Origin of the sequence: Marinimicrobium sp. UBA4209 (assembly GCF_002381585.1) — a bacterium.
Taxonomy (GTDB): domain Bacteria; phylum Pseudomonadota; class Gammaproteobacteria; order Pseudomonadales; family Cellvibrionaceae; genus Marinimicrobium; species Marinimicrobium koreense.
Genome location: NZ_DFTP01000034.1, coordinates 285 through 7,360, shown reverse-complemented (window position 1 = coordinate 7,360; position 7,076 = coordinate 285). Strand labels below are relative to the sequence as shown.

Genomic DNA, 7,076 nt, shown 5'->3' with positions numbered 1-7,076 from the left:
GCTTCGCTTACCCGCCCTACGCGACCGGATGCCATTTGCCGCCAGTTTGCAGCCGGATCCACACCACTGAGGGGCGGTGCGGGGTAACCCCTTTCAAGACCGTGGAGCCGGGGACCGGCGATTCGAGCCTACAGGGATGTATGTACGGCGTGTCTTGAAAGGGGTTACCCCGCAGCGGCCCGGACGTGATGCGCCCACCATCAAAAACAATCCGGACTTGTCCCCGAGGGCCGCTTGCCACACAATACCCGGCTTTGATCCTGTTTCTCGAATAATCCAAAGGATAACGCTTTGACCCGAATCTACGCGGTAGCCAACCAGAAAGGCGGGGTGGGCAAAACCACCACCTGCGTCAACCTGGCCGCCTCCCTGGTGGCGACGAAAAAACGCGTCCTGCTGGTGGACCTGGACCCCCAGGGCAACGCCACCATGGGCAGTGGTGTGGACAAAAGCGAACTGGAACTGACCGTTTACGACGTACTCACCCGCCGGGCCGACGCCCGCGAATGCCTGCAGACCTCCGAATCCGGACAGTTCAAACTCCTGCCCGCCAACGGCGACCTCACCGCCGCCGAAGTGGAAATGCTCTCCCTGGACGGCAAAGAACGCCTCCTGTGGGACGGCCTGCAACCGATCAAAGACGAATTCGACTACATCATCATCGACTGCCCGCCCTCGCTCAACATGCTCACGGTCAACGCCCTGACCGCCTGCGACGGCGTGATCATCCCCATGCAGTGTGAATACTACGCGCTGGAAGGACTCTCGGCCCTGATGAACACCATTGGCCGAATTCAGGAACTGCTCAACCCCAACCTGAAAATCGAAGGCCTGCTGCGCACCATGTACGACCCGCGCAACAGCCTGACCAACGACGTTTCCGCCCAGCTCTCCCAGCACTTTGGCGACCGGCTCTACCGGACCTGCATTCCGCGCAACGTGCGTCTGGCCGAAGCGCCCAGTTACGGGCAGCCGGTGCTCAGCTACGACCGCCAATCCAAGGGGGCAATCGCCTACCTGGCACTGGCGGGGGAAATCATCCGGCGCAACGAAAACGACGAGAAGGCCGCTGCTCACGCAGCGCACTCCTGAAGCAACCATCACTGAATTACAGCAAATCATCAGCAGGGCAAGGTAATGGCGGGAAAACGCAAAGGCTTAGGCAAAGGCTTGGATGCCCTTCTGGGGGCGGGCGTGACGCCGGCTCCGGCGGATACACCCACTCCGGATTCGCCCCAGGCCGTCGAGGAAGCACTGGCCGATGGCCGGCTCGCCCACATTCCGGTGGAAATGATTCAGCGCGGGCGCTACCAGCCCCGTCGCGACATGCACCCCGAGGCACTGGAAGAGCTGGCGGACTCCATCAAAGCCCAGGGCGTGATGCAGCCGATCGTGGTCCGGCTTATCGCCCCGGAAAAATACGAAATCATCGCCGGTGAACGTCGCTGGCGAGCCACTCAACTGGCGGGTCTGGACAAGATTCCCGCGGTCATCCGGGATGTGCCCGATGAAGCGGCCATTGCCATGGCGCTGATCGAAAACATTCAGCGCGAAGATCTCAACCCGATCGAAGAGGCCATGGCCCTCAAGCGGCTGCAGGAAGAATTTGAGCTGACCCAGGGCGAAGTGGCCCAGGCGGTAGGCAAATCCCGCACCACGGTGACCAACCTGTTGCGCCTGATTGCCCTGACCGAGGAAGTCAAAACCATGCTCGAGCATGGCGACCTGGAAATGGGCCACGCCCGGGCCCTGCTCACTCTGGAGCCCGAAGATCAGCGGGTGGCGGCCCGTCAGGTGGTCGGCAAGGCCCTATCGGTCCGGCAAACCGAGACCCTGGTACGCAATCTTCAGGAGCAGAAGCACAAGAATACGGTAAAACCGGCCGCACCCTCGGCGGATATTCGCCGCCTGGAGGAGCAGCTTTCGGAGACATTGGGCGCCGGTGTGGCCATTCAACACACGGCCAAGGGCAAAGGCAAGCTGGTAATCAATTACAACAATCTGGACGAGCTCGACGGCATTCTCGCTCACATCAAATAGCGAGTTTTTTGAGTAATCGGTCAAAACGGCAAAAAGTGAGAATTATCCGATAATTAGCGGCGTTGTAAATGCTTCCGACTCAGGTTGAAGCGGGGGGGCTTTATCCCTATAATGCTGCGGCCCGGTCGCTTGGCGTCTGGGCTGGACACTCAGGTCGAACAGACGAGCTTTTGATAAACGCCACGCCATCACGACAGCGCCGACCACAGTCGATTGCCCGGCCTCCGGTTCTTTCGCGCTTGTTGTTGTTCTGGCTGCTGCTGTTCATCGCGGCGGGGGGCATTTGGCTGTTTGAGATCCGACTGGGCCTGTCAGTGCTCTGGGGAATTGCGGTCAGCGCTCTCCCCGGCGCCTGTTTTGCCTGGTACAGTTTTCGCCGCTTGGGCGGTGCCCGGCAGTCCGGAGCCGCGGTGCAAGCCATTTACCGGGCGGAAACCATCAAGTTTTTACTCACGGCGGCACTGTTTTCGGCTGTGTTTATGCAGGTGAAAGAGATTCATCTGGCGGCATTTTTTATCGCATTTGCCGGTGCACACCTGGGCGCCAGTCTGGTCACCGCCCGCACCCTGGCGCGTCACCAGGGCTAGGTTGAACTCACACAAAGAGACTATTTGGATGGCAGCGGAAGAGTACACTCCCACAACTACCGAGTATATTCAGCACCACCTGACCAACTGGACCTATGGCAAACTGCCGGAAGGCTCCTACTGTGACGGCTATCAGGTGCAGGAAACCACCGGCTGGACGGTGGCCAAATGTTCCGAAGCCATGTCTGCCATGGGATTCAATGCCATTCACCTCGACTCCATGGCCTGGTCCATCGGTCTCGGTCTGTTGTTTATCGGCGTTTTCCGCTGGGCGGCCAAAAAAGCCCACGCGGGGGTTCCCACCGGTCTGCTGAACTTTGTTGAAATCATCATCGAGTTCATCGACAAAACCGTCAAAGACGGCTTCCAGCACAAAAACGCCATGATCGCCCCGCTCGCCCTGACCATTTTTGTCTGGGTGTTCCTGATGAACCTGATGGACCTGGTGCCGGTGGACTGGATTCCCTCCCTGGCCATGTGGATCGCCGGCGACAGTCACTTCTACTTCAAGATCGTGCCCACCACCGATCCGAACATCACCCTGTCCATGGGCTTTACCGTATTCCTGCTGATGATCGGCTTCAGTATCGTCAAAAAAGGCTTTATGGGGTTCGTCAAAGAACTGACCCTGCACCCTTTCCATACCGACAAGTGGTATGTGAACCTGCTGCTGATTCCGATCAACTTTGCCCTGGAGTCCATTGCCCTGATCGCCAAGCCGATTTCTCTGGGCCTGCGACTGTTCGGCAACCTCTATGCGGGTGAAATGATTTTTATCCTGATCGCCACCATGTATTCCGCCGGCCTGATCATCGGTATTTTCGGCGGCTTCCTGCAGTGGGGTTGGGCGGTGTTCCACATTCTGGTGATTACCCTGCAGGCCTTCGTATTCATGGTGTTGACCATCGTGTACATGGCCATGGCGCACCATGTGGAAGACGAAGACCAGTTTACGCACTAACGTTTTGAACAACTCACTTATCTTTTTTTAAAACTGAGGAGAACTACCATGGGTATGGCACTGATTGCTGTTGCACTGTTGATTGGCCTGGGCGCACTGGGTACCGCTATCGGCTTCGCTCTGTTGGGCGGTAAGCTGCTGGAAGGTTCCGCTCGTCAGCCGGAACTGGCTCCGATGCTGCAGGGCAAAATGTTCCTGATCGCCGGTCTGTTGGACGCCGTTCCGATGATTGGTGTAGGTATCGCCATGTACATCCTGTTCGTTACCGTACCGGGCCTGGCGTAAGACCTCGCGAACTCCCAGAAACCCGATCCGTGTGCATCACCGGTTGTGAGCGCACACGGTTAAAGCCAAAAGCGTTACTGGAACAGAGGTTATCGGCGTGAACATTAATTTGACCCTAATCGGACAGTCCATCGCGTTTATTTTCTTCGTGCTGTTCTGCATGAAGTACGTGTGGCCGTTCATCACCGACGCAATGGCCGAGCGTCAGAAGCGCATTGCGGATGGCCTGGCCGCCGCGGATCGCGCCGACAAGGATCTGGAACTGGCGAAAGAAAAAGCCGCCAAGACTCTGCGCGAAGCCAAACAGGAAGCGGCCGGTATCGTCGAGTCCGCCAATAAGCGCGCCGCCAAGCTTGTTGAAGAAGCCAAAGACCAGGCTCGGGTAGAAGCCGAGCGTATCCGGTCCGCGGCCGAAGCCGAAGTGGAGCAGGAAGTGAACCGTGCCAAAGAGAAGCTGCGTGGCCAAGTGTCCCAGTTGGCTCTGCTCGGTGCACAGAAAGTGCTGGAAGCGGAAATTGACGAGTCCAAGCACAAGTCCATGATCGACAAACTGGCTGCCAATCTTTAAGTGAGGTGAACTGTGGCTGAACTGACTACCCTCGCCCGACCCTATGCCAAAGCGGCGTTTCAATACGCGCTGGACGCACAGGATCTGAGCGGTTGGGCCCAGCAACTGGCGACTCTGGCCGGCGCCAGCCAATACGGCACCATGGCCGATCGTATCGCGTCACCGTCACTGTCGGCCCAACAACAGGCCGATGTTCTGATCGAGGCCTGCGGTGACGAACTGAGCCAGCCAGTGCGCAACTACGTTCAGCTTCTGGCCCAGAACAAGCGTCTGATTTTGTTGCCGGAAATTCAGCAACTGTTCGAGGCGTTCAAGCACGCCCAGGAGCAGTCGGTGGATGTCGAGCTGACCACCGCCTTCACCCTGGCGGATGCCGAGCAGGAAAAACTGGCTCAGGCTCTCAGCGACAAGCTCAAGCGCAAAATCAGCGTCCGGGCCCAGGTCGACGAACAGCTTCTGGCGGGCGTTATCGTTAAAGCAGGTGATTTGGTCATCGACGGCTCGATGCGCGGTCGGTTAGAAAAACTCGCCAAAGCAATCAATTCGTAGGATTGAGGAAAAAAGCATGCAGCAGCTGAATCCATCCGAGATTAGCGACATTATCAAGCAGCGCATCGACAAACTCGATGTGTCCGCCGAAGCCCGCAACCAGGGCACGGTGGTTTCCGTGTCCGACGGCATCGTGCGTATTCACGGCCTGATGGACGTGATGTACGGCGAGATGATCGAATTTGAAGGCGGTCGTTTCGGTATGGCACTGAACCTGGAGCGCGACTCCGTCGGTGCGGTAATTCTGGGCGACTACCTGGGTGTGGCCGAAGGCCAGACCTGTAAGTGCACCGGTCGTATTCTGGAGGTGCCGGTAGGCCCCGAGCTGGAAGGCCGCGTCATCGATGCACTGGGTAACCCGATCGATGGTAAGGGTCCGGTTGACACCAAAGAAACCGACGCCATTGAAAAAGTGGCTCCCGGTGTTATCTGGCGTCAGTCCGTTGACCAGCCGGTTCAACTGGGTCTGAAAGCGGTTGACTCCATGGTGCCGATCGGTCGCGGTCAGCGTGAGCTGATCATTGGTGACCGTCAGATCGGTAAATCCGCCATTGCGGTGGACGCCATCATCAACCAGAAAGACTCCGGTATTAAGTGTATCTACGTGGCCATTGGCCAGAAGGCGTCCTCCATTGCGTCCGTGGTTCGCAAGCTGGAAGAGCACGGCGCCATGGATCACACCGTTGTGGTGGCTGCCACCGCTTCGGACCCGGCGGCCATGCAGTACCTGGCGGCCTTCGCCGGTTGTACCATTGGTGAGTACTACCGCGACCGCGGTCAGGACGCGCTGATCATTTATGATGACTTGACCAAGCAGGCCTGGGCCTATCGCCAGATCTCCCTGCTGCTGCGTCGTCCGCCGGGCCGTGAAGCCTACCCGGGTGATGTATTCTACCTGCACTCGCGTCTGCTCGAGCGCGCTGCACGAGTCAGTGCCGATTACGTTGAGAAGTTCACCAATGGTGAAGTGAAAGGCAAAACCGGCTCACTGACCGCGCTGCCGATCATTGAAACCCAGGCCGGTGACGTATCGGCGTTCGTACCGACGAACGTGATCTCCATTACCGACGGTCAGATCTTCCTGGAAACCTCGATGTTCAACTCGGGCATCCGTCCGGCGATGAACGCCGGTATCTCGGTATCCCGTGTGGGTGGTTCCGCACAGACCAAAGTGATCAAGAAACTGTCCGGTGGTATTCGTACCGCTCTGGCTCAGTACCGCGAACTGGCGGCTTTCTCCCAGTTTGCCTCTGATCTGGATGAAGCCACCAAGGCTCAGCTGGAGCACGGTGAGCGCGTGACCGAGCTGATGAAGCAAAACCAGTACTCGCCGATGAGCATTGCCCAGATGGCACTGGTTCTGTTCTGCGCCAACGAAGGCTATCTGCAAGACGTGGAAGTAAACAAGGTTCTGGACTTTGAAAGTGCCCTGCTCTCCTACGCTGAAAGCGAAGGTGCCGACCTGTTGAAAGAAATCAACGAAACCGGCAACTGGAACGATGAGCTGCAAGGCAAGATGAAAGCCCTGGTGGACAAGTTCAAATCCACCCAGACCTGGTAAGACCGGCGGTGCCGAAAGGCACCGCTTCATTCACGCTTGAGGGCCTTTGAGTATGGCAGGCGCAAAAGAGATTCGGACGCAGATTTCGAGCATTAAAAGCACGCAGAAAATTACCAGCGCGATGGAAATGGTCGCCGCGAGTAAGATGCGTAAAGCTCAGGAGCGTATGGAGCGGGGCAAGCCCTATGCCCAGCGCATGCGTGCCGTGGTCGGTCACCTGGCCAACGCCAACCCCGAATACAAGAACCGCTACATGGAAGAGCGCGAAGTCAAACGGGTGGGCTACATCATTGTCTCCAGTGACCGCGGTCTGTGTGGTGGCCTGAACGTCAACGTGTTCAAGGCCGCACTCAAGTCCATGAAGTCCTGGTCCGACCAGGGTGTCGCAGTAGATCTGTGCTTGCTGGGTGCCAAAGCCGGTGCGTTTTTCAACAGCCATGGTGGCAATGTGGTCGCCAGCGCTCGTGATCTGGGTGAGGCACCGACCGTCGCTTCCCTGATTGGCAGCGTCAAGGTCATGCTGGA

Annotated in this window: 9 protein-coding genes; all 9 read left to right on the top strand. The window is 57.9% G+C overall.

Going from position 1 to position 7,076, the window contains the following annotated elements; translation table 11 throughout:
• Nucleotides 1-291: 291 nt before the first annotated feature.
• On the top strand, nt 292-1,092 hold the full coding sequence (locus B3187_RS05000) for a ParA family protein (RefSeq protein ID WP_024461775.1): 801 nt from the start codon (nt 292-294) through the stop codon (nt 1,090-1,092).
• A gap of 45 nt (nt 1,093-1,137) precedes the next feature.
• A complete protein-coding gene (locus B3187_RS04995; protein ID WP_024461774.1) occupies nt 1,138-2,040 on the top strand; it encodes a ParB/RepB/Spo0J family partition protein in 903 nt (300 codons plus the stop codon).
• Nucleotides 2,041-2,279: 239 nt separating this feature from the next.
• Complete coding sequence (locus B3187_RS04990) at nt 2,280-2,627, top strand: ATP synthase subunit I (protein ID WP_286804890.1); 348 nt, start codon at nt 2,280-2,282, stop codon at nt 2,625-2,627.
• A 28-nt stretch (nt 2,628-2,655) separates the two neighbouring features.
• A complete protein-coding gene (atpB, locus tag B3187_RS04985; protein WP_024461772.1) occupies nt 2,656-3,588 on the top strand; it encodes a F0F1 ATP synthase subunit A in 933 nt (310 codons plus the stop codon).
• A gap of 48 nt (nt 3,589-3,636) precedes the next feature.
• The gene (gene atpE / locus B3187_RS04980; protein WP_024461771.1) at nt 3,637-3,873 is read left to right on the top strand and encodes a F0F1 ATP synthase subunit C; all 237 of its coding nucleotides are present in this window, start codon (nt 3,637-3,639) and stop codon (nt 3,871-3,873) included.
• Nucleotides 3,874-3,970: 97 nt separating this feature from the next.
• On the top strand, nt 3,971-4,441 hold the full coding sequence (locus B3187_RS04975; RefSeq protein ID WP_024461770.1) for a F0F1 ATP synthase subunit B: 471 nt from the start codon (nt 3,971-3,973) through the stop codon (nt 4,439-4,441).
• 12 nt (nt 4,442-4,453) lie between these two features.
• On the top strand, nt 4,454-4,990 hold the full coding sequence (locus B3187_RS04970) for a F0F1 ATP synthase subunit delta (protein WP_286804887.1): 537 nt from the start codon (nt 4,454-4,456) through the stop codon (nt 4,988-4,990).
• Between the two features lie 16 nt (nt 4,991-5,006).
• A complete protein-coding gene (gene atpA, locus B3187_RS04965; RefSeq protein WP_024461768.1) occupies nt 5,007-6,551 on the top strand; it encodes a F0F1 ATP synthase subunit alpha in 1,545 nt (514 codons plus the stop codon).
• Between the two features lie 52 nt (nt 6,552-6,603).
• Nucleotides 6,604-7,076 (top strand): F0F1 ATP synthase subunit gamma (locus tag B3187_RS04960; RefSeq protein ID WP_286804885.1); only part of this gene is annotated, 473 nt, incomplete at its 3' end.

Coding starts and splice junctions, on each gene's coding strand:
- B3187_RS04995 (WP_024461774.1), top strand. CDS start 1,138: ATGGCGGGAAAACGCAAAGGCTTAGGCAAAGGCTTGGATGCCCTTCTG.
- atpB (WP_024461772.1), top strand. CDS start 2,656: ATGGCAGCGGAAGAGTACACTCCCACAACTACCGAGTATATTCAGCAC.
- atpE (WP_024461771.1), top strand. CDS start 3,637: ATGGGTATGGCACTGATTGCTGTTGCACTGTTGATTGGCCTGGGCGCA.
- atpA (WP_024461768.1), top strand. CDS start 5,007: ATGCAGCAGCTGAATCCATCCGAGATTAGCGACATTATCAAGCAGCGC.